Origin of the sequence: Phycicoccus flavus (assembly GCF_004025965.2) — a bacterium.
GTDB classification, from domain to species: domain Bacteria; phylum Actinomycetota; class Actinomycetes; order Actinomycetales; family Dermatophilaceae; genus Phycicoccus; species Phycicoccus flavus.
The window spans coordinates 41,289-44,174 of the sequence record NZ_SAYU02000033.1 but is presented as its reverse complement, the minus strand read 5'-3'; the positions used below and the strand labels follow the sequence as shown (position 1 = coordinate 44,174).

The 2,886-nt window shown below is 70.9% G+C and carries 3 protein-coding genes; 1 reads left to right on the top strand and 2 read right to left on the bottom strand.

Annotation, left to right across the window (positions count from 1 at the left end):
• Both EPD83_RS11265 and EPD83_RS11260 read right to left on the bottom strand, forming a co-directional pair.
• The coding region (locus EPD83_RS11265) for an Ig-like domain-containing protein (protein ID WP_165566596.1) at nucleotides 1-255 on the bottom strand (255 nt) is incomplete at its 3' end.
• 171 nt (nucleotides 256-426) lie between these two features.
• A complete protein-coding gene (locus tag EPD83_RS11260; RefSeq protein WP_128365995.1) occupies nucleotides 427-1,350 on the bottom strand; it encodes an AEC family transporter in 924 nt (307 codons plus the stop codon).
• A gap of 1,074 nt (nucleotides 1,351-2,424) precedes the next feature.
• Between EPD83_RS11260 and EPD83_RS21070 the strand changes: the two genes are divergently transcribed.
• The coding region (locus EPD83_RS21070; protein ID WP_407676026.1) for a LuxR C-terminal-related transcriptional regulator at nucleotides 2,425-2,886 on the top strand (462 nt) is incomplete at its 3' end.

The window sequence follows — 2,886 nt, the reverse complement described above, 5'->3', positions numbered from 1 at the left end:
TCTGCCGGGCTGGGAGACCTGCTCCTTCGTGACCGTCGGCCAGGTGACCGGGGCCTGGGCACGGGTGCCGTCGGAGTAGACCTGCTCGACGGTCTTCGGCAGCTCCGGCACGACCCCGACGGTGGTCGGGATGTGGACCGGGGTGGTCGAGACCGGGGTGTCGGCGAAGATCTTCCACTCCGAGGCCCCGACGGCCGAGTTCGTCGTGCCGTTGGAGTCGGCCGTGAAGGTCGCCCGCAGCGCGGTGGTCTTCACGGGGTCGAACGTCGTGAGGTTGCCGGCGTCCGGGTCCTTCCTTTCCCACCTTGCGGGTCGTTCCCCTGCCGCGGTGGGTATCGATCTCAACGGAGCTGAAGGACGTGCGCGAAGGTTCTCACTGAACGCGAAAAGGCCCATCGACGCCGGCGCGCACCGTCTCGCCGGCCGTCAACCTAGCACCAGGACCACCGCGGCGACCGCGACCGTCGAGGCCACGGTCGAGACCAGGACGCCGTCGCGGGCGAGGCCGACCTGACGTCCGTAGCGCACCGCGAGGACGAAGACGTTCTGGGCCGTCGGGAGCGCGGAACAGACCGTCACGGCCAGGGCCGTCAGCTCGTCCAGCCCGAGCGGACCCGCGGCGACGAGCCAGACCACGACCGGCTGGACGAGGACCTTCAGGACGACGACGACCGCCAGCTCGGCGGTCGGGGGCCGTGGCCCCAGCCGGGCGCCGAGCCGCAGCGCCATGCCGTAGGAGAGCAACATCGCGGGGACGGCGAGGTCGGCGACGAGCCCGACCGGCGCCCCGACCTCGTCGGGGAGACGGGTACCGCTGAGCGACAGCCCGAGACCGGCGAGCGTCCCGATGGTCAACGGGTTGGCGAGCGCCCGGGCCACGCTCCGTCCTGGTCCGGAGCCGCGGCCGGACTCGCCCCCCTGCAGCACGGCCACCGCCACCGGCTGCAGCACGAGCAGCTGCAGGAGGAGGGTCGGCGCCACGAAGGCCGCGTCGCCGAGGACGTAGGCGGCAATGGGGAGGCCCAGGTTGCCGGCGTTGACGTAGGAGGCACAGAGCGCCCCGACGGCCAGTTCGGCGCCCCGACGCCGCCAGCGCCAGCGCGCGACGAGGAGGTAGACCGCGGCGCACACCAGGACGCCGGAGGTCGTGGCGAGCAGACCGCCCGAGATGACGGTGCGGACGTCCGCCTCGGCCACCGTCGTCAGGAGGAGCGCGGGCGACCCCAGGTAGAAGGCCGCCCGGGCGAGGACGGTCTGACCCTCCGCGCCGAGGACACCGACGTGAGCGACCAGAGCCCCCACCGCGATGACGACGGCGACCGTGGTGAACCCGAGGACGACGCCACCCACCCGACCAGCGTGGTGCCGGGCGCTCACGGCGGTCGCTCGCGTCCATCCAGCGAGACATTTGTCCGCATTTCGGACTGATGGACGGTCCCGCTCACGACGGTGTCGAGACCCGCGAGGGTCTCGACACCGTCGCCGTGGAGCGCTCGGTCACCAGGTGCGGAAGGCCTTCAGGCTCGGCAGGGCCCGGTGGGGGTTCCCGTCGCCGAAGAAGCTCGTGTCTTCGGTCGTGGTGTCACCACCGACCACCCAGCCGTTGGGGTCGGCCCCGGGCTGGAGGTCGTTCGAGTTCGGGTCTTAGTAGCTGACCCCGGCAGGTGGGTGACGACCTTGCTGTCGGGCGACCCCTCGCGGACGCCCTCGGCGGCCGCCCGGAACATTCGCGCAGTCGTCGGCCTCGTCGTTCCAGCAGCTGACGTCCCGCCCTCGGCCTCGCCCGCACACTCCCTGCCACGAGCGCTAGGTAGGGCTCAACCTCAGGCACCGGCATGTACGGACCGTCACGAGCCGCGTCCCGACCGTAGGCATTGGCTCCGCCGCGGCGCGCTTCGCGGTGGAGAGGGCTACTTGCCGTGCAGGCAGCGGTCCTGTTGATTCGTCGACAGGGGGATGTCGCTCATGGGGTATTTGGCCCGCTGCGGACCGACGTCGTCGCCTAAGATCCGGCTGTGGCTCAGAAGCGCCCAGAACCGAACACGTTGGACATCTTCGTGGGTAGGTTGACCCGGGGGTCCTCCACGATGCTCGAGTACAACCAGCGCCAGTTCCTGAAGGCGCAGGCGGCCAGGCGAGATCGGACTGTACGTCGTCTCGGCCGCCCAAGCGAGGCGAAGGACGAGGGGTCGAGCTGAACTGTGGAACACCTCGAATCGTGAAGACGTGCTCACTGCAGCTGAAGGCATCTCCGCTGCGCTATGACGCAGCCAGGTGGCGGTGAGGTCTCGGGCGCACGAGCGGGCCTGGGCTGGACAGGTGGTGGGGTCCTGACGACGGGGTGAGGTCGCGCGTCCGCCCGGACTACCGCTGCAGGTCGTCGAACACTTCCGTCGGCAGACGGCGCCCGCCTCCAGACGCGGCGTGACGGCGTCCGTCGGCAACCTGACGGATCGCGAGGCCGGGATCCTAGGCCTTCTGGTCGGAGGAGCCACGACGCGGCAGATCGCCACGCAGCTCTTCCTGGAGCCGGTGACGATCCGAATCCACATCCACACCATCCTGCGCAAGCTGCGGGCAAGGACCGTCAGGCGGCCATCGACCTCTTCACCGGCGGTGAAGGATCCACGGGGAGGTGACGGCCACCGCGCACAACCGCCCTCCGGACGACCCTTTCGGGTAGAAGACCCGGGCGGTCCCGCCCACGGACCGGCGGCGCGGCCCGCCCCTCACAGCGGACCGCGCCGTCGGCCGTCCGCGGTCCCGGTGCCGGGCCACTGGGGAACGGCGACCGTCGCTCACCCCTTGACGGCACCCGAGGTGACTCCGGACCAAGAACCGCTGCCGCCCCGTTACCGCCCTCATCCACGGCCTGCACATCACCAG